This is a genomic window from Flavobacterium lacustre, assembly GCF_027474525.2.
GTDB lineage: Bacteria > Bacteroidota > Bacteroidia > Flavobacteriales > Flavobacteriaceae > Flavobacterium > Flavobacterium lacustre.
In genome coordinates, this window is sequence record NZ_CP114882.2 from 386,207 (window position 1) to 409,973 (window position 23,767).

General features: G+C 34.4%; 24 protein-coding genes and 1 tRNA gene. 12 read left to right on the forward strand and 13 right to left on the reverse strand.

Annotated features, from left to right (window positions below):
• The first annotated feature begins 293 nt into the window (after positions 1-293).
• The 7 genes from miaB to groL all read left to right on the forward strand — a co-directional run bounded on the left by miaB (position 294) and on the right by groL (position 6,992).
• The gene (gene miaB, locus O6P34_RS01860) at positions 294-1,739 is read left to right on the forward strand and encodes a tRNA (N6-isopentenyl adenosine(37)-C2)-methylthiotransferase MiaB (RefSeq protein ID WP_269685636.1); all 1,446 of its coding nucleotides are present in this window, start codon (positions 294-296) and stop codon (positions 1,737-1,739) included.
• A gap of 32 nt (positions 1,740-1,771) precedes the next feature.
• Positions 1,772-3,031, forward strand: coding sequence for a sigma-54 interaction domain-containing protein (locus O6P34_RS01865; protein ID WP_269685637.1), 1,260 nt, complete (start codon positions 1,772-1,774; stop codon positions 3,029-3,031).
• A gap of 87 nt (positions 3,032-3,118) precedes the next feature.
• Entirely contained in the window at positions 3,119-3,622 is a 504-nt protein-coding gene (locus O6P34_RS01870) for an LptE family protein (protein WP_269685638.1), read from the forward strand.
• A gap of 81 nt (positions 3,623-3,703) precedes the next feature.
• Positions 3,704-4,552 carry a tetratricopeptide repeat protein gene (locus O6P34_RS01875; protein ID WP_269685639.1) on the forward strand — a complete coding sequence of 283 codons (849 nt, stop codon included), beginning with the start codon at positions 3,704-3,706 and terminating at the stop codon, positions 4,550-4,552.
• A 3-nt stretch (positions 4,553-4,555) separates the two neighbouring features.
• Complete coding sequence (secG, locus tag O6P34_RS01880; protein WP_269685640.1) at positions 4,556-4,909, forward strand: preprotein translocase subunit SecG; 354 nt, start codon at positions 4,556-4,558, stop codon at positions 4,907-4,909.
• 137 nt (positions 4,910-5,046) lie between these two features.
• On the forward strand, positions 5,047-5,322 hold the full coding sequence (locus tag O6P34_RS01885) for a co-chaperone GroES (protein WP_269685641.1): 276 nt from the start codon (positions 5,047-5,049) through the stop codon (positions 5,320-5,322).
• A gap of 41 nt (positions 5,323-5,363) precedes the next feature.
• Positions 5,364-6,992, forward strand: coding sequence for a chaperonin GroEL (gene groL, locus O6P34_RS01890; RefSeq protein ID WP_269685642.1), 1,629 nt, complete (start codon positions 5,364-5,366; stop codon positions 6,990-6,992).
• A 78-nt stretch (positions 6,993-7,070) separates the two neighbouring features.
• On the opposite strand, the gene O6P34_RS01895 is transcribed toward groL, so the two are convergent.
• The 8 genes from O6P34_RS01895 to xrtF form a co-directional block, all read right to left on the reverse strand.
• A complete protein-coding gene (locus O6P34_RS01895; protein ID WP_269685643.1) occupies positions 7,071-7,748 on the reverse strand; it encodes a DedA family protein in 678 nt (225 codons plus the stop codon).
• Positions 7,749-7,920: 172 nt separating this feature from the next.
• Entirely contained in the window at positions 7,921-8,289 is a 369-nt protein-coding gene (locus O6P34_RS01900; RefSeq protein WP_432419581.1) for a heavy-metal-associated domain-containing protein, read from the reverse strand.
• 25 nt (positions 8,290-8,314) lie between these two features.
• Positions 8,315-10,339, reverse strand: coding sequence for a TonB-dependent receptor plug domain-containing protein (locus O6P34_RS01905; protein WP_269685644.1), 2,025 nt, complete (start codon positions 10,337-10,339; stop codon positions 8,315-8,317).
• Positions 10,340-10,412: 73 nt separating this feature from the next.
• A complete protein-coding gene (locus O6P34_RS01910) occupies positions 10,413-10,811 on the reverse strand; it encodes an HYC_CC_PP family protein (protein WP_269685645.1) in 399 nt (132 codons plus the stop codon).
• Between the two features lie 51 nt (positions 10,812-10,862).
• Entirely contained in the window at positions 10,863-12,218 is a 1,356-nt protein-coding gene (locus O6P34_RS01915) for an MBL fold metallo-hydrolase RNA specificity domain-containing protein (RefSeq protein WP_269685646.1), read from the reverse strand.
• A 44-nt stretch (positions 12,219-12,262) separates the two neighbouring features.
• Entirely contained in the window at positions 12,263-13,093 is an 831-nt protein-coding gene (locus tag O6P34_RS01920) for an ATP cone domain-containing protein (RefSeq protein ID WP_269685647.1), read from the reverse strand.
• A gap of 59 nt (positions 13,094-13,152) precedes the next feature.
• A complete protein-coding gene (locus O6P34_RS01925; protein WP_269685648.1) occupies positions 13,153-13,596 on the reverse strand; it encodes an exosortase F system-associated membrane protein in 444 nt (147 codons plus the stop codon).
• Positions 13,586-14,122: an exosortase family protein XrtF gene (gene xrtF / locus O6P34_RS01930; RefSeq protein WP_269685649.1), complete on the reverse strand. Its 537-nt coding sequence runs from the start codon at positions 14,120-14,122 to the stop codon at positions 13,586-13,588. The genes O6P34_RS01925 and xrtF overlap by 11 nt, the downstream gene beginning before the upstream one ends.
• A 70-nt stretch (positions 14,123-14,192) precedes the next feature.
• On the opposite strand from xrtF, the gene O6P34_RS01935 reads away from it, so the two are divergent.
• From O6P34_RS01935 to rpe, 5 genes are all read left to right on the forward strand, one after another.
• Positions 14,193-14,648, forward strand: coding sequence for a GAF domain-containing protein (locus O6P34_RS01935; RefSeq protein ID WP_269685650.1), 456 nt, complete (start codon positions 14,193-14,195; stop codon positions 14,646-14,648).
• Between the two features lie 134 nt (positions 14,649-14,782).
• On the forward strand, positions 14,783-15,052 hold the full coding sequence (gene rpsO / locus O6P34_RS01940) for a 30S ribosomal protein S15 (protein WP_269685651.1): 270 nt from the start codon (positions 14,783-14,785) through the stop codon (positions 15,050-15,052).
• A gap of 154 nt (positions 15,053-15,206) precedes the next feature.
• Positions 15,207-17,342, forward strand: coding sequence for a polyribonucleotide nucleotidyltransferase (locus tag O6P34_RS01945; protein ID WP_269685652.1), 2,136 nt, complete (start codon positions 15,207-15,209; stop codon positions 17,340-17,342).
• 165 nt (positions 17,343-17,507) lie between these two features.
• On the forward strand, positions 17,508-18,371 hold the full coding sequence (locus O6P34_RS01950; protein WP_007137700.1) for a sigma-70 family RNA polymerase sigma factor: 864 nt from the start codon (positions 17,508-17,510) through the stop codon (positions 18,369-18,371).
• Positions 18,372-18,751: 380 nt separating this feature from the next.
• Positions 18,752-19,414 (forward strand): ribulose-phosphate 3-epimerase, encoded by a 663-nt coding sequence (gene rpe / locus O6P34_RS01955; protein ID WP_269685653.1) that lies wholly within the window; start codon positions 18,752-18,754, stop codon positions 19,412-19,414.
• A gap of 38 nt (positions 19,415-19,452) precedes the next feature.
• On the opposite strand, the gene O6P34_RS01960 is transcribed toward rpe, so the two are convergent.
• The 5 genes from O6P34_RS01960 to ftsZ form a co-directional block, all read right to left on the reverse strand.
• A complete protein-coding gene (locus tag O6P34_RS01960) occupies positions 19,453-19,875 on the reverse strand; it encodes a CBS domain-containing protein (RefSeq protein WP_269685654.1) in 423 nt (140 codons plus the stop codon).
• 97 nt (positions 19,876-19,972) lie between these two features.
• Positions 19,973-20,773, reverse strand: coding sequence for a zinc-dependent peptidase (locus O6P34_RS01965; protein WP_269685655.1), 801 nt, complete (start codon positions 20,771-20,773; stop codon positions 19,973-19,975).
• Positions 20,774-20,872: 99 nt separating this feature from the next.
• Positions 20,873-20,949 (reverse strand) — tRNA-Arg (locus tag O6P34_RS01970).
• 64 nt (positions 20,950-21,013) lie between these two features.
• Positions 21,014-21,463: a GatB/YqeY domain-containing protein gene (locus O6P34_RS01975; protein WP_269685656.1), complete on the reverse strand. Its 450-nt coding sequence runs from the start codon at positions 21,461-21,463 to the stop codon at positions 21,014-21,016.
• 328 nt (positions 21,464-21,791) lie between these two features.
• Positions 21,792-23,741 (reverse strand): cell division protein FtsZ, encoded by a 1,950-nt coding sequence (ftsZ, locus tag O6P34_RS01980; protein WP_269685657.1) that lies wholly within the window; start codon positions 23,739-23,741, stop codon positions 21,792-21,794.
• Positions 23,742-23,767: the final 26 nt, after the last annotated feature.

Sequence of the window (23,767 nt, forward strand, 5' to 3'; positions counted from 1 at the left end):
TGCCTGTTTTTTAGCCCTTATTACTTCACAATACATTTATTTTAGTTGGAGTTCATTGAATTTCATTTGCAGTGAAAAGCATGGAGTAAAAAAGTAAAAGTTTCCTGTTCTAAAAAAGCGACCAACAGAAGCTCTTTTTAGAACTTTTGAAACTCTACTTTTTTGTTAGGACTTGTAACAGAAATCGGAAAATTGCTTCCCCAAATCCATAACTTAAAATAGTGTTAATTCTTCATCTGACATCTTGTCATATTTATTGAAATTCATTTATCTTTGTGCTTTGAAAATACCCAATGGAAAAGATAATAGAAGAAAGCAAACAGGGCGAAAGTCTTGTTTTAGAAAATAAACCTGAGAATACTAAAAAACTCTTTATAGAAAGTTACGGCTGTGCGATGAACTTTTCGGATAGCGAAATTGTAGCTTCCATTTTGTCCGGAAACGGATACAACACAACGCAAGTACTGGAAGAAGCCGATTTAGTTTTAGTAAATACCTGTTCGATTCGAGACAAAGCGGAACAAACCATTCGAAAACGTTTAGAGAAATACAATGCGGTAAAACGCATTAATCCGAAGATGAAAGTCGGGGTTTTGGGTTGTATGGCAGAGCGATTGAAAAGTCAGTTTCTGGAAGAAGAAAAAATTGTAGACCTCGTTGTAGGTCCCGATGCCTATAAAGATTTACCTAATTTATTGAGCGAAGTAGAGGAAGGTCGTGATGCCATTAACGTGATTTTGTCGAAAGACGAAACCTATGGTGATATTTCTCCGGTTCGTTTAATGAGTAACGGAATTACAGCATTGGTTTCAATTACCCGTGGTTGCGACAACATGTGTACGTTTTGCGTGGTGCCTTTTACCCGCGGAAGAGAACGCAGCCGTGAACCGCAAAGTATAATGAAAGAAATTCAGGATTTATGGGACAAAGGTTTTAAGGAAATTACACTTTTGGGTCAGAATGTGGATAGTTATTTATGGTACGGGGGCGGCTTGAAAAAAGATTTCGAAAACGCAACCGAAATGCAAAAAGCAACTGCTGTAGATTTTGATCAATTACTGGAAATGGTGGCTGTTGGTTTTCCTAAAATGCGTATTAGATTTTCGACTTCGAATCCGCAGGATATGCACGAAAGTGTGTTACACGTAATTGCAAAACATCCTAATATTTGCAAACACATTCACTTACCGGTGCAATCCGGAAGTAATAGAATCCTAAAAGAGATGAATCGTTTGCATACACGCGAAGAATACATGACTTTGATTGATAAAATCAGAGCTATTATTCCGAATAGTTCCATTTCGCAGGATATGATTTCCGGTTTTCCAACAGAAACCGAAGAAGATCATCAAGACACATTGAGTTTAATGGAATATGTGAAATATAATTTTGGTTATATGTATTCGTATTCTGAACGCCCTGGAACTTTGGCTGGACGCAAAATGGAAGATGATGTTACTGATGAAACTAAAGCAAGAAGATTGCAGGAAATTGTCGATTTACAACAAAAACACGCTTGGTTTCGCTCTGAAGAATTCATTGGTCAAACGGTAGAAGTTTTGGTTGAAAAAGTTTCGAAAAAATCTACTGAAGAATTTTCCGGAAGAAATTCACAAAGTATTACGGTGGTTTTCCCAAAAGAGAATTATAAAATTGGAGATTTTGTAAATGTAAAAATCACTTCATGTACCAGCGGAACTCTCAAAGGAGAAGCTGTTGGATTGAGTGAAATGAATTAAAAAATTAGCCTCTGGCCAAAAAAAAATAAAAAATGGATACCGTTCAAGCTATAAAACAACGCTTTGAGATTATTGGGAATGACCCAAAGCTTAATCGCGCAATAGAAAAAGCCATTCAGGTTGCTCCAACTGATATTTCGGTATTAGTTATTGGAGAAAGTGGTGTTGGAAAAGAAAGTATTCCAAAAATCATACATTCGCTTTCGCACAGAAAACACGGGAAATATATTGCCGTAAACTGCGGAGCCATTCCGGAGGGAACCATTGACAGTGAACTTTTCGGACATGAAAAAGGCGCTTTTACAGGCGCTACCAATACGCGTGAAGGCTATTTTGAAGTAGCCGATGGCGGAACTATTTTCTTAGATGAAGTAGGTGAATTACCATTGACAACTCAAGTGCGCTTGCTTCGTGTGTTGGAAAATGGCGAGTTTATAAAAGTAGGTTCGTCTCAGGTTCAAAAAACCAATGTTCGTATTGTGGCTGCCACCAATGTGAATTTGTTTAACGCCATCGAAAAAGGAAAATTCAGAGAAGATTTGTATTATCGTTTGAGCACCGTAGATATTTCACTGCCGCCCTTGCGAGAACGAAAAGACGACATTCATTTATTGTTTCGAAAATTCGCTTCGGATTTTGCGCATAAATATAAAATGCCTCCTTTAAAACTTGACGATGGAGCGGTTGCCGTTTTGCAAAAATTTCGATGGAGCGGAAATATTCGTCAATTGCGAAACGTTGCAGAACAGCTTTCTGTATTAGAAACCAACAGGGATATTACGGCAGCAACACTACAATCTTATTTGCCAGTGGAAGGAAGTAATTTACCATCGGTAATCAAAGATAAAAAAGGCGACAGCGATTTTAATACCGAAAGAGAAATCCTGTACAAAGTTCTTTTTGACATGAAAAGCGATTTACATGATTTGAAAAAACTGACCTTAGAATTAATGCAAAGCGGAAGTTCAAAAGTTCAGGAAACCAATCAAAATCTAATCAAAAAAATATACGGTTCTAAAGAAAATGACAGTGAAATAGATTTTGAAGAAGAACCTAGAGCAACGTTAATGGCTTCGCAAAATAACGAAGAACAATACCAAGATCAGGAAGATAATTTTCTATTTGCCGAAACAGTTGAAGAGGAAGAAGAAACTTTGCGTTTAGAACAAAAGGAAATCGAAATGATTAAGAAATCATTAGAAAAAAACAAAGGAAAACGAAAAGCAGCCGCAGATGAATTGGGAATTTCTGAAAGAACTTTGTATCGAAAAATAAAACAATTTGATTTATAGAAATAATCAATTGATAATTATCTGTGAATTTTAAATACCTTTGACACGAGCGTTAGCGAACTGGCGACGCAATTTTTAAATTTAGTAATGAAAAACATAAAGTATATTTTTATTTTGTTAATTCTGGTGACTTTCAATAGTTGCTCAGTGTACAACTTTACCGGAACAGGAAAAATTGATGCAAAAACGTTTCAGGTCAATTTTTTTCAAAATAATGCCGACCTTATCGAACCTGGAATCGACAGAACATTTACGCTGCAATTACAAGATTTAATTCAAAATCAGACTAATTTAAATTTGGTTAAAAACGGAGGTGATTTAACTTATGAAGGTGAAATTACTGATTATCGAATAAGTCCGATGACTGCTACCGCCGATCAACAAGCTTCACAAAACAGACTAAAAATAAGAGTCAATGTTCGGTTTACCAACAAGAATAAAGAAACAGATGATTTTGAAAAAAATTTCGAGTTTTATTATGATTATCCAGCTACCCAACAACTCACCGGCTCTACTTTGAATAGTGCTTTAAAAGAGATTTTTGACAGAATTACGCAAGATATATTTAATGAATCACTTGCTAAATGGTAAATGAGGTATTGATTTGGTAATTTGTTAATTCAGCTAATCGAGCAACAAATAAACGAATCAAAAAACAAACGAATAACCTTTATGAATGTAACCGATTATACTTACTTAATAAACAAACCGGATGCTATAAACGAAAAGTACACCGAGGCATTGGGAAATGTTCTTGATGAATTTCCGTTTTTTCAAAGTGCGAGGGCTTTACGTTTAAAAGGGCTTTACAACCAAAGCAGTTTTAAGTATAATTTTGCATTAAAGGTTACTGCTGCTCATACAACAGACAGGACGGTTTTATTTGACTTCATCACTTCGGATTCTTTTACTGCGATTCAAAAAGGATTTTATGACAAAAAAATCCTGGAACTTCTTGATATAAATGTAGTTGACAGCGAAATAATTCTTCACGAAGAAAAACCTGAAATAAAAAACACTTTAGAAAAATCGATTCTTACTTCTATTAAAGAAGCTACAGAAACCGAAGAAGATAAAAACACCAAAATAGCCGAAGAGAAATTGGCGATTGGAAAACCTTTGGATTTTTCTATAAACGAAAAACATTCCTTCCAAGAATGGCTTCAACTTTCCAGAGCACAACCTATAGAGAGACAAAAACCAACAGAAACAGTTCCGGAAACCGCACCATTAGACAACGAAAGAAAGAAAAAAGCACAATTAATCGATAAGTTTATTGAAACAAGCCCGAAGATTCCTCCTATCAAACACGGCGTTGCTTCAACGGTGACTTTTGACCTGAATGCAGGGGACAATTCCTATTTGATGACTGAAACTTTAGCACGAGTTTATTTGGAACAAAAAAAATATCAAAAAGCGATTCAAGCTTATGAAATATTAATTTTGAAATATCCAGAAAAAAGTAGTTTCTTTGCAGACCGTATCTCGGATATTAAGATTTTACAACATAATAATAATTAAACAATGAGCACATTTTCAATTTTTTTAGTTTTAATAACAATAGTTTGTTTTCTATTGGTAGTCGTAATAATGGTTCAAAACCCTAAAGGTGGTGGATTATCTTCTGCAATAGGAGGTTCACAAATGATGGGTGGTGTACAAAAAACAACTGACTTTTTAGACAAAAGTACTTGGACATTGGCCACTATACTTATTGCACTTATATTACTTTCAAGTTTAAGTTTTACAGGAGCTTTAAGCGACACTGATTCAAAAATCATTGAAAAAACAGAAGCAGCTACACCAAATACTGCTGCTCCTGCAACTCCAGCAACACCAGCTCAAAGCGCGCCAGTTGCGACGGATTCTGCAAAATAATTATTTCTTCTATAAAATGATGCCAGCCTGACAAAGCTGGCATTTTTTTTAGGAAAAATTGTCAGTTTTCGTAGGCTGGCACAGTTTCTGAAATTCCACATGCAATCATTATAAAATATAAATAAAAATATAAAATCATGGCTTTAAACATTAAACCACTTTCAGACCGCGTTCTTATTGAACCAGTAGCTGCTGAAACTAAAACTGCATCAGGAATTTTTATTCCGGATACCGCTAAAGAAAAACCACAAAAAGGAACTGTTGTAGCTGTAGGAAATGGCACAAACGACCACACAATGACTGTAAAAGTTGGCGACAGCGTTCTTTACGGAAAATATGCGGGTACCGAATTAAAATTAGAAGGAAAAGATTACCTAATTATGCGTGAAGACGATATTTTAGCGATTATCTAATCGAATTAACAAATTAAACGAATCAACAAATTAATAATAAGATGGCAAAAGATATAAAATTTGATATTGAAGCACGTGACGGATTAAAACGCGGTGTTGATGCATTAGCAAATGCTGTAAAAGTAACTTTAGGACCAAAAGGTCGTAACGTAATCATAGGAAAAGCTTTTGGCGGACCAAATGTTACTAAAGATGGTGTTACCGTTGCCAAAGAAATCGAATTGAAAGACCCATTAGAAAATATGGGAGCTCAAATGGTAAAAGAAGTAGCCTCTAAAACGAATGATTTAGCTGGAGACGGAACTACAACAGCAACCGTTTTAGCACAAGCAATCGTTAAAGAAGGGTTGAAAAACGTAGCTGCAGGAGCAAATCCTATGGACTTAAAAAGAGGAATTGACAAAGCTGTTGAAGCTATTGTTGCAGACCTTACTAAACAAGCCAAAGTAGTAGGAAGTGATTCTGAAAAAATAAAACAAATTGCTTCTATTTCTGCTAACAATGACGAAGTAATTGGCGAATTAATCGCTACTGCTTTCGCAAAAGTTGGAAAAGAAGGAGTTATTACTGTTGAAGAAGCTAAAGGAACTGAAACTTATGTAGATGTTGTAGAAGGAATGCAGTTTGACAGAGGATATCTTTCTCCATATTTTGTAACCAATCCAGAAAAAATGGAAGCAGAATTAGAGAATCCTTACATTCTTTTGTATGACAAAAAAGTATCTTCTTTAAAAGAATTGCTACCAGTTTTAGAGCCAGTTGCTCAATCAGGAAAACCATTATTAATTATTGCTGAAGATGTTGATGGTGAAGCATTATCAACTTTGGTAGTAAATAAATTACGTGGAGCATTAAAAATCGCTGCTGTAAAAGCACCTGGTTTTGGTGACAGAAGAAAAGCAATGTTAGAAGATATCGCCATCTTAACCGGAGGAACTGTTATCTCTGAAGAAAGAGGATATACTTTAGAAAACACAACTATTGAAATGTTGGGTACTGCTAAACGAGTAACAATTGACAAAGACAACACAACTATTGTAAGCGGTGCAGGCGATGCTGATATGATCAAAAATCGTGTAAACCAAATCAAAGGTCAAATGGAAGCTACTACTTCTGATTATGACAAAGAAAAATTACAAGAACGTTTGGCTAAATTAGCCGGAGGTGTTGCCGTTCTTTATGTTGGTGCAGCTTCTGAAGTAGAGATGAAAGAGAAAAAAGACAGAGTAGATGACGCTTTACATGCAACTCGCGCTGCAGTTGAAGAAGGAATCGTTGCTGGTGGTGGTGTTGCTTTACTTAGAGCTAAAAATGCATTAAGCGCAATAACTGCTGATAACGCTGATGAAGCAACTGGAATTCAAATTGTATCTCGCGCCGTAGAATCTCCTTTGAGAACTATTGTTGAAAATGCTGGTCTTGAAGGTTCTGTTGTCGTAGCAAAAGTAGCTGAAGGTTCAGGTGATTTTGGATACAATGCCAAAACTGACGAATATGTAGATATGCTTAAAGCTGGTATTATTGATCCTAAAAAAGTAACTCGTGTAGCATTAGAAAATGCAGCATCAGTTGCAGGAATGATCTTGACTACTGAATGTGCTTTAATTGATATTAAAGAAGATAATGGAGGCGGAAACCCAATGGGTGGAGGTATGCCGGGAATGATGTAATTTTTATTACAGATTCTAATTTCATAATACAAAAAAATCCGTTCGGTCATCGAACGGATTTTTTTTTGAATCAATACTTTATTTTAAATGAACGTTCTTTTTCAAAAGTTTGAATAAAACGGGAATGGTAGATATCAACACAATAATAATAACAATATACTCGATGTGTTCTTTTAAATCGATTCCGTACTCCAGAAAAAAACCATATAAATAATGCCCTGAAAAGACTAGAATAAACGACCATAAAAAAGAACTCAAAATATTAAAGAACATAAATTTCTTTTTATCCATAGATACAATTCCCGCTACTATAGGCGCAAAAGTTCTAAAAATAGGCAGAAAACGGGCAAAAATGATGGCTTTACCGCCGTACTTTTCAAAGAAATCTTTCGACTGTAATAAGTATTTTTTCTTGAACCAAAAAGTATCTTCCTTTTTAAATAAATAATACCCGCTTTTAGCTCCAAACCAATAGCCAACCATATTACCGACAACCCCTGAAATCGCAATTAAAACAGCTAATAAAACTACATTTATAAAATCACTTTCTATAACGATTAAATTTTCAACTAAATCACGACTGTAAATTCCGGCAAGAAAAAGCAAACTGTCTCCAGGAAGAAAAAAACCGGCAAAAAGACCCGTTTCGGCAAAAACGATAAAAATAACGATATATAAACCTATTTGAATTCCCCCAATATTTAAGGTGATATAAAATTCCGGATTAAGTAATTGAGTCCAATCAAAATTATTCATAAAAAGAGTTGTAATTTAATAGTTCGTGAAAGTATGAATAATTTACCTTAACCACAATTTATTGGCATTTTTTAAAGTTTTATTAACGCTTAAAGACATTAAAAAAGAGTCTTAAAACTCTAAATCTTGATTCAATAAAAAAAGCCCAAAATTTACATTTTGGGCTCCTTGATTATTGTCTTTCATACAGGCAACAACTGTGCAGTTTTTCATAATCTTCATTTGTCGATTTCACGGCATCTGTGTCATGCCCCACTTTTGCGATTGCCTTTTTCACATCCAAAACCGAACATTTTTCTTCATTTAAAATCAAACTTAATTGATGTGTTTCAATATTCCAAATTGCTGATTTCACACCATCAACAGCATAAGCCGCTTTTTGAATTCTTTTTTGGCATTGCTCACAATTACCATTTACTTCGGTAACATACTTGGCATTTTTATTTTGTTTCACCAGTTTGCTTTTGCTCGTGTCCTGAGCCTGAGCTGAGAATCCAACGAAAGTTATTACTAACGCTATAATTATATTTTTGATTTTCATACTATTTGATTTTTAATATTGATTCTTATTTTATTTTAAAACGTAATCCTGCATAATACATCTGTCCAAAAACAGGCGCGTATACAATTGAAGCATCAAAATTGGGACCAAAAGGATTTTCTGAACCCAGAATCGCTTTTTCCTGAGTATAATTTCCAATGTTTTCTCCTCCAACGTAAACTTCAAATGTGGGTGAAAAAATTTTTGTGATTTGCGCATTCATCAATGAATACGATTTTGAAAATTCCGGTAATCGATCTTGCTCCTGATTTGACGCGGTTGTTGGCAATTGTTGTTGGCCAATCCAGTTTAAGGTATAATCAAATTTCCATTGCTGCCCTTTTTCACCAACAGGAGTTTCATACTCGATGTTTCCAAAAAATCGATGTTTGGCTTGTAAAGCTTTTTGATATCTGCCAGACAAATAATCCGTTTGAATATCATAAAATTTATAGGCTGAACGCAAATTTAAATGATTCAGAATTTCATAATTGAATTCAACTTGTAAACTATTTGCATACGATTTTCCATCAAGATTATAAAACAAAACTTCTTGTGGACTTTGCATCACGTCAACAATAGCCTGATTCTGAAAATCGGTTCGGTATAAATCAAAACCAACATCGGCACTTTTGCCAAGGAGCGAAAACTTTTGGGAGAAACTTAATCCATAATTCCATGCAATTTCTGGATTTAAACCATAGATTTTTCCATTAGAATTTAGTATTTCAAAAGTTCTGGAACTGGCAAAAAGAGGCTGATTCTCTGCAAAAATATTGGCCGAACGTTTTCCTCTTCCTGCTGAAAATCGTAAAACTCCTTTGTCCCAAGGATTGTATCTCATGTGTAATCTTGGCGTAATAAAAGTCCCTAAACGATTGTGATTATCAATTCGACCACCAAGAATAACACTAAAATCATCACCGTTGTCATAGGTATATTCAAAAAAAGCGCCAACTGAATTATCGATTCTGCTGTAATCATTTACATTGACAAATTCTTGGTATTTATCATACGTAAAATTCAAACCTGTAGCAAACTTATTCATGGTATTATTGATAATCGAGTTGAAAATCAAATTAGAATAATAACTGCTTTGTTTGATGTTGTATTGGTTTAAACCAAAATAAGAATGCTGATTATGACTGTCGAATGCATTTTGAAAACCAATGCTTTGATACGGCATATCAGGAAAAACATATCCTACTTTTGTAGCCACATCTAAGCGCTCGGTATTGATTTCGGAACCCCAATAATTCGTAGTTCCTTTATCTTTTTTAGAATCAAAATCTAATTCGCCAGTTTGTTTCTTATCGTTCATGTATCGAAAGTTGATAAAACTTACCCAGCCTTTTTCAGCATTATAATATTGATATCTATTGAGAATATTAATTTGTTTGGCCAATGGATTATCCAAAAAACCATCGTCATTCATATCTGTTTTTGCAACACGTGTATTGCCGTGTAAAAACAAACTACTACTCCATTTATCTGAAATTTTAGTATTGAAATGAGTGTTTAATTCAAAACGAGAATCTGTAGAACCATACGCGTTCAAGAAAAATGGAATGTCATTAATAGGCTTAATCAGTTCCGTATTAATTTGACCTGAAATACTTTCGTAACCATTGACAACACTTCCGGCACCTTTGGTGATTTGAATACTTTCAACCCAGGTTCCTGGTGTGAATGATAATCCATATGCTTGGGAAGCGCCACGAACAGAAGGAACATTTTCCTCTGTAATCATTAAATATGGACTGGTTAACCCCAGCATTTTGATTTGTTTGGTCCCCGTTAGAGCATCCGAAAAATTAACATCGATTGACGGATTGGTTTCAAAACTTTCAGCCAGATTACAACAAGCGGCTTTGAGCAATTCTTTACTGGTTACAATTGTGGTATTACCTGTAACGGTGAAGGATTTTTGAATTCCTTTTCGCTTTTTGACTACTTTGACTTCATTTAGCTTTTCCTCATTCAAGTTTTCCTGAGAAAAAACAGCTTCTGAAAGCAAAATCAAAACAAAAAGCATTACTAGTTTTTGCATGATAAAAATTTTAATGTTTGTAAAAAAGTAATTTCAAACCACAAGAAATGATTTGACTTTTAAAACATTAAAATCAGGCGTAGAAAATATATTGGCTGTACAACTTAAAAAGTGGCGGAGCATTTGCATCGCAATAGTAAGTAGCAACCGGAGTAATTTTGAAATTTGCAGTTAAAGAAAAAATTACCGGTTGCCATTCCTGAATTAGAAAAGGAGCGTTAAGTTCAAAAAAGAAAATCTTAACTATAGCATTATCCGATTTTTTTTCAAAATGAAAAACTTTGTCTTTACAACAACTGTCTTTTTTAGAGACAATTTTTTCGCAACATCCTTTTTCTTTAATTTGCTGCTGAGACTCTAAAGAAACCGAGGCGATTTCTCCTGCACAATAATGCACATTAAAAGCCATTCCTACATTGGAAACCAACAGTAGGAAAGCTAAAAATAAACTAGTGCATTTTTTGATATTCATATTGCAAAATTAGTCAATTTTATAATCCTTAAAACCAAAATCCTGTTAAAATCATAAATCAAATTCTTGCCCCATCAACGGAACACAACAATCAAAACCATATTGTTCCTGAATTTTGATTCGGAGTTCATCTGCAGGTTGATTTTCTCCGTGTACCAAAAATACTTTTGCAGGTTTATTTTCTAATGCCGAAAGCCAATTCAACAAATCTTTTTGATCTCCGTGAGCAGATAAACCTTGAATTTCAAGAATATTGGCTAAAACAGGATAATATTTACCATGAATTTTGATTTCCTTAGCTCCTTCTAATAATTTCCTGCCACGAGTTCCTTCGGCTTGATACCCTACAATAATAACTGTGGTTTCTGGCAAACCAATATAATGTTCCAAATAACTCAAAACACGTCCTCCGGTAACCATTCCGCTGGCAGCGATAACTACTTTAGGTTGTTCATCAAAAATCAATGAAATAGTTTCCTGATAATCCGAAACAAGAGCAAACATTTTGCTCATAGCATCACATTCCGCAAGTGATAATTTATGCCATTGTTTATTATTAGAAAAAATATCCAAAGCATTAATTCCCATTGGAGTATCAACAATATAAGGAATATTAGGAATTTTACCTTCTTCTTTAAGTTGCCAAAGCAAATACATAATGGTTTGCGCACGCTCTACGGCAAAACTCGGAATGATAATTGTCCCACCTTTATCAACTGTATTATTAATGTACGTTTCGAGTTCTAATTTAGTATCTGTATCGGGATGAAGCCGATTCCCATAAGTACTTTCCAGAAAAATATAGTCGCCTTTTTTAGGTTTGGTTGGCGGATACATTAAAACATCGTTATCACGACCTATATCTCCTGAAAAAACCAGCGTTTTATTTTCAAGCTGAACCGCAATACTACAAGCACCTAAAATATGTCCGGCATTAGTAAAAACAGCTGAAATCTCGGCATCTAATGGAATTGATTCATTCGTTTTGATGACTCTAAAAAAAGAAAAAACAGCTTTCGCCTGATCAACGGTATAAAGCGGTTCGGCAATTTCGTGTTTAGAAAACTTTCTCTCATTGGCAATACGAGCTTCTTCTTCCTGAATTTTTGCGCTATCCAAAAGAATCAGCTTTGTGATTGCTGCCGTTGGACTGGTACAATATATTTTTCCTTTAAAACCTTGATTTACTAATCGTGGTAACCAACCGCAATGATCTAAATGACCATGAGTCAGGAGAACAAAATCTATAGTTGAAGGCAAAACAGGCAAAGGTTGCCAGTTGAGTTCCCGTAATGGTTTTATACCTTGAAATTGTCCGCAATCTATCAAAATACGAATTCCGTTACTATCAATTAATGTTTTAGAACCCGTAACCGTTCCTGCACCACCAATACATTTAATTTTCATTTGAATAGGATTTAAAATTAAACAAACCAGAACCCTTTATTTCTCTAAATATACCTGCACAATTCAGAAGCTTCTTTCAATACATTTTTTATTCGATTGGGACTCAACCCAATTTTCTCTAAACAATCTGAATTATGAATTATTTCTTTCACCAAAATCACATCTAAAATCAATAATTTTTCTTTTTCGGATATCGACAACGTGGTCAAACAAGTCACCGGATACAGATATCTGTTGTCATTTTTTGTCTTCAGATTGTTATCTTCGGGATAATTCCAACTCAATAAATTCAAGCCAGAGCATTTGGCAAAATCAATAGCATCAACTGTAAACCTATTATTGGTAACAATCCAACATTTCAAAATGGAGTCTTTCTTATCAAAAATGGCATGTTGTCTTTCTTTCAAATCATTAAAGCGAGACAATATATACATGGGAACTTTCACATCCGAAGCCGCGTCTCTTCCCACGTGATATTTACACTCAACCATTGCAATAGCATGGTTTTTTTTGACCAAAACATCAATTTCATGAGAAACACATTTTCCTTGCAGCGTTAAATTAGTGACTGTTGCATAATGCTCTGAGGCAAAAAGTCTGGCAATATATTTTTCGAAGAAAAAACCAGCAGGACCCAACAATCGTATTGCTTCTCTCAAATTATAACGTGCTGCGTGGGAATTTGCTGTTTTTTTCAAAAGAGCAAAAGCCATTTTATAAATTTGTTTGGTAGAAATTCCATCGTAAACTTGACTTTTGATGGCTTGTAAAATAGTCTCCACTTCCTGTTTTCCTGCACCAGATTTCAGAAGTGAATTTTTGAGTTTTTCAGGATTAAAATCAACAATATCTCCAGAATGTTTTACTATTTTCATAATCTAAAGTATTTGATAATCAAACCATCAAATGGTACTTTAAAGATACGAAAAACTAATTATTTATTCTGATTTTGATAATAAAATGCTGGAATAAAAAGAATTACAAAAATAGGCTGAATAAGAAATCTGCGAACATAAAAAAGCATCAGAATATCATGTCCTTTGTAAAAGTGAATTATAGTGAAGAAAGCAACTATCAAAACCAAAAAGAAAAAAGCATACAAAACAGCGGCAAACTGAATCATCTCTACTTCTTTGAAAAGAATATAAAGTATGCCCAAAGACAAAACTGTATTTATAATATACCTAAAAAACAATCCGAAAAATAGCGAAACAGATTCATAAGCAGGCAAAGGATGAGAATGAAAATCACCTTTGAAATAATCCAAAAAAGGGTCGTAGAACAATTTATCTTCAAAAGCGCGTACCAAAGCCAATAGTCCAACGAATAGTATGACCAAAACAATTGTCCATTTGTTCTGAAAAAGTTTATTTCGCATATTTTGAAAATTTACGTACCCAAATAACCCACAAAATAAAAACTACTCCATAAATAAAGAGCGGAAAAAAGATATCATGCAAAAAATGGCGTTGCTCCGGAAAATGACTTAACAAAATACATAAAAAAGCAATTCTCAAAATATTTAAAACATAAATCAAAATGCTTCCTCCAAAAACATAAAGCAAAGTAGCCTTTAATTTCCCCGAAAAAGCGACTACAAATGAAATGAATAAAATAATGACACTTACCGCATTACACCCTTCAACGATTCGGGCGATATATTTTTGATGATACATTAAAGCAACATAAAGCTCTGATTTGCTGTCATCCGCACTTGCATTTTTATCAAATAATTGAAGTACTTGCTCTGTATTGTGCGCAACTATTCTGGAAATAGAATCTAGTTTAGTTTCTCCAAAACTATTTAGGTAATATTGATAAAAAACCGTCAAAACGATATAAGTTATAAAAAAAGCACTTAAAAAGACTAAAAAGGGTTTGTATCGAATGAAATATTTTTCCAAAATCTATTTTTTAACAAATTTATATAATTTTTAAAACTGGCTTTAAATACTTTTGTAAAAAACACAAAAAATGACATTCCAAGAATTAAAACCAAAAGTAAAAGAAATTACTTCAAATTCAGCACTTTCAAAAGATGAAAAACTTTTAAATATTTGCCAGCTTCTTAATGAAGAGATTGATTATTACAATTGGGTAGGTTTTTATTTCGCTAATCAGGAGACCAAAACGCTTCACCTCGGTCCTTATGTGGGTGCAGCAACCGACCATACTGTAATCCCTTTCGGGAAAGGAATTTGCGGACAAGTAGCTGTTTCTAACGAAAATTTTGTAGTTCCTGATGTTGCAGCACAAGACAATTACATTGCTTGTAGTTTTACTGTAAAATCCGAAATTGTAGTACCTCTTTTTGTTAATGGGAAGAATATTGGCCAAATTGATATTGACAGTCATGTTTTAAATCCCTTTACAGCAGCAGACGAAGAATTTCTAGAATTTGTTAATCTGGAAATTGCAAAATTATATTAGTTTAATACTTTGAATTTTAAATCTTTAAGGCATAAACTAAAAATCCTTTTGCATTTCAAAAAATAAATAGTACTTTTGCACCCGTCTAACAATAGCTGTTTGACATACATAAAAATCATTAAAACAATATTCGAATGTATTTAACTAAAGAGATTAAAGAAGAAATCTTCGCTAAACACGGAGGAAAAGCAGAAAACACAGGATCTGCAGAAGCTCAAATCGCACTATTCACTTTTAGAATTAGTCACTTAACAGAGCACTTGAAAAAAAATCGTCACGATTATAACACAGAGCGTTCATTAGTATTGCTTGTTGGTAAAAGAAGATCTTTATTGGATTACTTGAAGAAAAAAGAGATTAACAGATATCGTGAGATTATCAAAGTATTGAATATCAGAAAATAATCAATATAGAAAAGAGGTGCGAAAGTGCCTCTTTTTGTTTTTACAATAGATTACATAAAAAAAGTTTGGTTTTTCATTGGGTTTTAGGCATTAACTACGCACAACAACAACTACAACACAACTAGAACCCATTGTTTAATCACAAAAAAAAAGTATGATTCCAACAGTTTCAAGAGAAATTATCGATTTAGGAGATGGCAGAAGCATCTCAATCGAGACAGGAAAATTGGCTAAACAAGCCGATGGTTCTGTAGTAGTACAAATGGGAAATGCTATGTTGCTTGCAACAGTAGTATCAGCCCGAAAAGCAAGTCCAGGTATTGATTTTTTACCTTTAACGGTAGATTATCGTGAAAAATTTGCAGCAGCAGGACGTTTTCCTGGTGGATTTTTCAAAAGAGAAGCAAGACCAAGTGACAACGAAGTATTAACAATGAGATTAGTTGACCGTGTATTGCGTCCACTTTTCCCAGATGATTATCACGCTGAAACACAGGTTATGATTCAATTAATGTCTCATGACGACAATGTTATGCCAGATGCATTAGCAGGTTTAGCAGCTTCGGCAGCTTTAGCGCTATCTGACATTCCATTTTCAACCTTAATTTCTGAAGCTCGTGTTGCTCGTGTTGACGGAAAATTTATCATCAACCCAAGTCGTGCTCAATTAGAATTATCAGATATTGATATGATGATTGGCGCTTCTAAAGATTCTATCGCAATGGTAGAAGGTGAGATGAAAGAGATTTCAGAATTAGAAATGGTTGAAGCCATTAAATTTGCTCATGAAGCCATTAAAATTCAAATTGCTGCACAAGAAAGATTGGTTGTAGCTTTTGGAGCAAAAGAAACTCGTACATACGAAAACGAAAAAGAAGACGAAGCGATTTACGCTAAAGTAAAAGCAGCTGCTTACGATAAAATTTATGATATCGCTAAAGTAGGTTCTTCTAAACAAGAAAGAACAGCTTCATTTGCAGCAGTAAAAGAAGAAGTAAAAGCTTTGTTTACTGAAGAAGAATTAGCTGAAAACGGCGACTTAGTTGGTAAATATTTTTACAAAACCAACAAAGAAGCAGTTCGTAACGTAACATTAGATTTAGGAACTCGTTTAGACGGAAGAAAAACAAATCAAATCAGACCAATCTGGGCTGAAGTAGATTATTTACCATCTGTTCACGGTTCTGCTATCTTTACCAGAGGAGAAACTCAAGCATTGGCAACTGCAACTCTAGGAACTTCCAGAGAAGCGAACCAAATTGATTCACCATCTGAACAAGGAGAAGAAAAATTCTACTTACATTATAACTTCCCACCTTTCTCAACTGGTGAAGCTAAACCTTTAAGAGGAACTTCAAGAAGAGAAGTAGGTCACGGAAACTTAGCTCAAAGAGCTTTGAAAAACATGATTCCTGCAAATTGTCCTTATACAATACGTATCGTATCAGAAGTTTTAGAATCTAACGGTTCTTCTTCTATGGCTACCGTTTGTGCTGGAACATTAGCACTTATGGATGCAGGTATTCAAATGACAAAACCAGTTTCTGGAATTGCCATGGGATTGATTACTGATGGAGAACGTTTTGCTGTATTGTCTGATATTCTTGGTGACGAAGATCACTTAGGAGATATGGACTTTAAAGTAACAGGAACTGCTGATGGTATCACAGCTTGTCAAATGGACATTAAAATCGAAGGATTAAAATACCACATCATGGAAGAAGCTTTGGCTCAAGCCCGTGAAGGTCGTTTGCATATCCTTGGAAAAATAACGGAAACTTTGGCAGCGCCAAAAGCGGATGTTAAAGCATATGCTCCAAAAATCATTACAAGAACAATTCCTGGTAACTTCATCGGGGCTTTAATCGGACCTGGTGGTAAAGTAATTCAAGAATTACAAAAAGCTACAGGAACAACTATTGTAATCAACGAAGTTGACGAACAAGGTGTAATCGAAATTCTTGGAACTGATCCTGCTGGAATTGAAGCGGTATTGGCTAAAATACAGTCTATCACTTTCAAACCTCAAATGGGAGAAGCATACGATGTGAAAGTAATCAAAATGTTAGATTTTGGTGCGGTTGTAGAATATATCGATGCTCCAGGAAACGAAGTATTACTTCACGTTTCTGAGCTAGCTTGGGAACGTACTGAAAATGTTTCTGATGTGGTAAATATGGGTGATGTTTTCCAAGTAAAATACCTTGGACTTGACCCAAAAACCAGAAAAGAAAAAGTTTCCAGAAAAGCACTTATCGCCAGACCTCCACGTGAGGAAAGAAAAGAGTAATCAGATCTTAGTTTACTAAAGGTTTATTTATAGAGAAAACCCCGTTTCATGTATTTGAAACGGGGTTTTCCGTTTTATTTTAAAATTAATTCAGATAATTGTAACTTTTATGAAACTCCAAACGTATAATCATTTGTACACTTAAAAAATTGAGGAGACAAAAACATGAGACAACTTAAAATTACCAAGCAGGTTACCAATCGTGAAACTGCTTCATTAGACAAATATTTACAAGAAATAGGGAAAGTTGACCTTATTACCGCTGACGAAGAGGTAGAATTAGCTCAGAAAATTAAGGCCGGTGATCAAAAAGCCTTAGAGAAATTGACTAAAGCCAATTTACGTTTCGTGGTTTCGGTAGCCAAACAATACCAAAATCAAGGTTTAACACTTCCAGATTTGATCAATGAAGGAAATTTAGGATTGATAAAAGCAGCACAACGTTTTGATGAAACACGTGGTTTCAAATTCATTTCGTATGCCGTTTGGTGGATTCGTCAATCTATTTTGCAAGCATTGGCGGAACAATCTCGTATCGTTCGTTTGCCTTTGAACAAAATTGGTTCTATCAATAAAATCAACAAAATGTACGCTTTATTAGAGCAATCTAACGAGCGCCCACCATCTGCTGAGGAAATTGCAAAAGAATTAGACATGACCGTAAATGACGTAAAAGAGAGCATGAAAAACTCTGGTCGTCACTTATCCATGGATGCACCTCTTGTAGAAGGAGAAGATTCTAACCTTTATGACGTTTTACGTTCAGGTGAATCTCCAAATCCAGATCGGGAATTAATTCACGAATCTTTGCGTACAGAAATAGAGCGTTCCTTAGAAACATTGACTCCTAGAGAAGCTGATGTCGTTCGTTTGTACTTTGGCCTTGGTGATCAACACCCAATGACACTTGAAGAAATTGGAGAAACTTTCGACCTGACTCGTGAGCGTGTTCGTCAAATCAAGGAAAAAGCAATCCGAAGATTAAAACACACTTCAAGAAGTAAAATACTAAAAACCTATTTAGGTTAATTCATAAAACCACCACAATTAAAATTTTTAAATCTCTTTTAAATCTTTTAATTCACCATAAACAACAGTCTGATTAACTGTTCGTTTTTTGATTGATGATTGAAACTCCGGCTGATTACCGGAGTTTTATTTTTTAATCTAAATTCATTTCACTCTCACTTTTCACATTTCACTATTCACTTCTAGTATTGCGGCGTATCCCTACGTAAAAACTTCGGGTCGGGCTATCGGCTTTATCTCTCCGCTACGCTACGAGGATATCGCCTCTATCCCTTACGCAAAAAAATAAAACCAGGAATACCTTGCGAGCTGTCGCTACAAAAAAACTTTTGCAATGGCGCAGAAATAAACTAATTTTGCAAAAACAACACAATCAAACCATGAAGAATACACTTATTGCACCGTCAGTACTAGCTGCCGATTTTGCAAACCTGCAACGCGACATCGAAATGATCAACAACAGCGAAGCCGACTGGTTTCACATTGATATCATGGACGGCGTTTTTGTTCCTAATATTTCTTTTGGAATGCCAGTTTTAGAAGCTATCAAAAGACATGCAAAAAAAACAATCGATGTACACTTGATGATTGTAGATCCAGACCGATATATCAAAACTTTTGCTGATTTAGGAGCAAATATATTATCCGTTCACTACGAAGCCTGCCCACACCTTCACCGAACTTTACAGGCCATAAAAGCCGAAGGAATGAAAGCCGGAGTAGCAATCAACCCACATACGAATATCGAATTATTAGAAGATGTTATAAACGACATTGATTTGGTTTGTATCATGAGTGTAAACCCTGGTTTTGGAGGACAATCTTTTATAGAAAACACCTATTCAAAAATTGAAAAACTAAAAGCCTTGATAACTAGAAAAGGCGCATCAACTATTATAGAAATTGACGGCGGTGTTACCAATAAAAACGCAGTACAATTAGTCGAAGCAGGAGCAGATGTTCTAGTAGCAGGAAGCTTTGTTTTTAAAGCAGAAAACCCAACTGCAACAATAGCTGATTTGAAGAAAATCACAACATTATAAACATAAAAAAGTCCCAAATTTGGGACTTTTTTTTATTATCATTTATACTGATCGATTAAATACTTAATTAAATCTGTTGTTGTTACAATCCCCACCAAAAGTTCCCCCAAACAAACCGGTAAAGCATGAAATTCGTTTTTAGATAAAATTTCAGCTGTTTCTTTTATAGTAGTCTCCGGAGAAATAGTAACTAACTTTTTTGCCATTACTTGCTCAACGGTAAACATGTTATAAACGGTGGCATCCACAATTTCAGCATCGTCATCAACAGCATCTACGAAAGATATACGCAACAAATCCGTATAACTCAACATTCCTATTATCTTGTTTCCATCTACTACCGGAATATGCCTGATTTTATTTTGTTTAAAAAGTTGTTCTGCTTTTGTTAAATCGTCAGCAAGATTTAATTTTATTACATTTTTAGTCATAATAGCTGACACTGGCACCTTGTGTTTCATAACTTCTACCTTTAGATTGTATTCAAAGTTATCTGATTAAAAAGTGTAAAAACATGATGTTTATCAGGAAGTATCTGCGGATTTTTTTCTAATTTATTTACTCTTCTTTGTAATTTATCAATGCAGAAATATTAGCATACAATCCAGGATGTTCTTTTTTAAAAACGTGAGGGGTTTCAAAAAAATGCTCCAACAAAACCGACAAGAATTCGAATTGATTTTCATAAGCATATAGCCTGAAATATCCTTTTTCAAGCAGTACATTGTTTAAATAAGGATTGCTGTAATATTTAACAACTTCATTGAACTCATCCTGAAAAATAACCGCGCTTGAATCATTCTTCTTCAGACAATGAAAATGCAACACATGCGAAAACTCATGTAATCCCAGATTAATATTATCAGTGTTTGCGGAATGACCTAATAAAAAATCTTCCCAAGAAAAAACGATGGCTTTCATTCTTGGATTAAACTCTCCTTTATGATAAGCATCATTCAATGTCGAATAATAATTTGTAGGGTAAATGATTATTTTATCAAACAAGTTACTCAAATAATTCCTCATTCCAAATGTCAGCATTACATATGTCCCTGCAATTAAGACTTGCATCTGTTCCGAAACTACAACATCTTTTCCCACAAACTGATAATTTGAAATAAACGCCTTCACACGATGCTCAAAATAGACTTTTCGTTTTGCAGAAAGCTTTCGATAAAATGAAAAATTATTTTCTAATATGTAAATCTGATTCGCATTTAATTTTTTAGGAAAAGGATACCAATAAATATAAAATGGTTTATTAAACAAGAGTATATAACCCGGTTCAACAACTCTAAAGAGAAAAATTAAAAGAAAAAGTGTACCAAAAACAAAAGTAATGATCAGCTGAAATGACATAATTATAATGACGTTAAGATTGTCTTTGTTTTTTTTGAAAACAAAAAAGCTTCAAAATAATTTCAAGTAAACTTGATTGTTTTGAAGCTTTTTGTTTGATGGTGACCACGGCAGGGTTCGAACCTGCAACCCTCAGAGTCGAAATCTGATATTCTATCCAGTTGAACTACGCAGTCATTATTATTTAGACTGTTGATTAATGATTGTAAATTTAATACCATTAATCAACAGTAAAATTTTTTATGTCAATAATTTTTTCACAATAGTGGAGATGGTTTTTCCTTCTGCAGTTCCGCCTAATTGTGCAGATGCTAATCCCATAACTTTACCCATTGATGCAATACCAGCAGCGCCTGTTTCTGCAATTATTTTTGCAATAACAGCTTCTACTTCTGCTTCACTTAATTGTGCAGGTAGAAATTTTTCGATTACTGCAATTTGTGCCAATTCTGGCTCAGCCAAATCCAAACGGTTCTGTTCTGTAAATATTCTAGCACTCTCTTTACGAGTTTTAACTAATCGTTGAAGTAATTTAATTTCATCGTCAGCAGTAATTTCTTCTTTAGAGCCTGAAGCAGTTTGTGCTAACAGGATTTCAGATTTAATAGCTCTTAAAGCTTCAAGTGCAACGGTATCTTTGGCTCTCATGGCGGTTTTCATTTCGTCCATGATTTGTACTGATAAACTCATAATAATTTTAAATTTTAAACTTGCTATTCAGTCTAAAAACTGATCCTGCAAACTGATTACTTTTTAAATGCCCCAGATGGAAATGGAAAGCCTTTTTAGTTAAAAATGTATTTTTTCTTAAACTAGAAAAGCGATCAAAGGAAGCTCTTTCTGGTTTTTAGAAAAAAACATTTTTGAAAAAAAGCTTGAAATGCACAGCTGTATTAAGGCTCTGCAAATTTAGAAAATTTAACTGGGATTAACAACAGATTAAGCACTCCTTAAAAACAAAAAATAACCCGAAAATTATGTCTAATTTTCGGGCTAAATCAATTATGGTTTGAGTTAGTTAATCTACATTATCATGTAAATACGAGTTGTTAGAACGCAACTGCAAATCATTGTTGCTGTCTGTTCCCACAGATATTCTCGAATTTGTTGTGTTTGCTTGATTGTTTGAAATATCGATTCCTAATCTTTTATAGGCTGGTTCTCTTTCATACTCATCAATTTTAGAAACATTGTTATGAAACTTATAATTGAATTCTTTAAGTTTTTTTCTTCTTTCGTCAGCTCTCATTCTTAGAGTTTCTTCGATAGTCATATCCATTGGGGAAATGTCTTCAAAATTTACCGGAGTGTTTACTGACTGCTCCACTTTTTTCATTGTGATGTTCAACTCGGCAGGAATTACTTCTACTGGTTTCTCAACTGGCTTAGAAGCTGTAAAATCTTGCTCTAATTCCATATATTCTTCAAGAGAATACTTAATGATTCCGTTTTCAGTCAATTCTGTTACAGGAACAAATTGAACGGCTTCGTTAACTTTAATTTCTTTGGTTTCATTCGTTAATTCGAATAAAACTTTTTTCTCTTCTTGTTGTTTTTCAACTATTGGTTCTGTTTTGAAAAGTGGCAAATCAAAAGAAAAAGTAGTTTGTTCTTGTCTTTCAACAATTTTTGGCTGAACCGCTTTTACTTCTTTAACTTCTGCAACTGGAGATGAGATTGTGAAATCTATATCAGTAATTGGAGAAACAATTTCGAAAGTCACATCTAGATTTTTTATAAATTCAGACATTACGATTAGCTCTTCTTTATTAATTGTTGGAGCTGGAGCAACTGGTTCCGGCGCAACAACTGTATCTTCTAATAATTCGAAAACAATACGCTCATTAGAATTTGAAACTGTTGATTCACTATTCAAATCAAAAGCTGTAAGTGTTTTACTGGTTAGATTATGAACGCTTTTTTGTTCATCTTCTAAAGTATGAATGATTTTTTTAGGCTCTGTATTTACGATTTCATTTTGTTGTTCAATATCAAAACCTGTAGCAATAATAGTAACTGCAATAGCATCACCAAGGGTTTCATCTTCACCAACTCCCATAATAATGTTAGCATTGTGACCGGCTTCAGACTGAATATGATCATTGATTTCACCTATTTCATCCAAAGTAATTTCATTAGAACCAGAAACGATAAGCAACAATACGTTTTTGGCACCCGTAATTTTATTGTCATTTAATAATGGTGAATCTAAGGCGGCAACAATAGCTTCTTTAGCTCTGTTTTCACCTGAAGAAACCGAAGATCCCATTATTGCAGTTCCGCTGTTAGACAAAACTGTTTTGGCATCTCTTAAATCTATATTTTGAGTATAATGATGCGTAATTACTTCAGCTATTCCTCTTGAAGCAGTAGCTAAAACTTCATCCGCTTTTGAAAATCCGGCTTTGAAACCTAAATTCCCATATACTTCTCTTAATTTGTTGTTATTGATCACAATCAAAGAATCAACTTGCTTACGCAGTTTCTCAATTCCTAAAAGTGCTTGTTCTTGACGTACTTTACCTTCAAACAAAAATGGAATAGTAACGATTCCTACCGTAAGAATTTCTCTTTCTTTGGCAAGTTGAGCAATTACTGGCGCAGCACCTGTTCCGGTTCCTCCACCCATTCCTGCAGTGATAAACACCATTTTTGTATTACGATCTAACATTTTCTCAATGTCAGCAATACTCTCAATAGCAGACTGCTGTCCTACATCTGGATTTGCTCCGGCACCAAGACCTTCTGTTAGATTTACTCCCAACTGGATTTTATTTGGGACAGAACTGTTTTGCAAAGCCTGTGAATCTGTATTACATACAATAAAATCCACGCCTTTGATTCCTTGTTTAAACATGTGATTTATAGCGTTACTTCCGCCTCCACCTACACCAATAACTTTTATAACATTTGATTGGTTCTTTGGTAAATCAAATGAAATACTTCCAAATTCTGAGTTGCTCATCATTTTATTTGGTTTTTGATATTTATTAT